The sequence below is a fragment of the Streptomyces sp. NRRL S-87 genome (assembly GCF_000719335.1).
Lineage (GTDB): Bacteria > Actinomycetota > Actinomycetes > Streptomycetales > Streptomycetaceae > Streptomyces.
In genome coordinates this window covers 1-372 of the sequence record NZ_JOGB01000202.1, presented here as the reverse complement: position 1 = coordinate 372, position 372 = coordinate 1, and the positions used below count along the sequence as shown (strand labels likewise).

The 372-nt window shown below is 73.4% G+C and carries 1 protein-coding gene; it reads left to right on the top strand.

The annotated features are described in order from the left end of the window. The coding region (locus tag IF43_RS37560) for a beta-ketoacyl synthase N-terminal-like domain-containing protein (protein ID WP_037891736.1) at positions 1-372 on the top strand (372 nt) is incomplete at both ends.

Here is a 372-nt window from a genome sequence, read left to right as displayed (position 1 = left end):
GTCGACACCGCCTGTTCCGCCTCCCTGGTGGCGCTGCACTGGGCCGTGCAGGCCCTGCGCAACGGCGAGTGCGACCTCGCGCTCGCCGGTGGTGTGACCGTGATGTCCTCGCCCGGTGCCTACATCGACTTCAGCCGCCAGCGAGGACTCGCCGAAGACGGTCGGATCAAGGCGTTCGCGGCCGGTGCCGACGGCACGGGCTGGGGCGAGGGCGTGGGCATGCTCCTGGTGGAGCGGCTCTCGGACGCCCGGCGCAACGGTCACCCGGTCCTCGCGCTCGTCCGCGGCTCCGCGATCAACCAGGACGGTGCCAGCAACGGCCTCACCGCCCCGAACGGCCCCTCCCAGCAGCGCGTCATCCGCGCCGCCCTC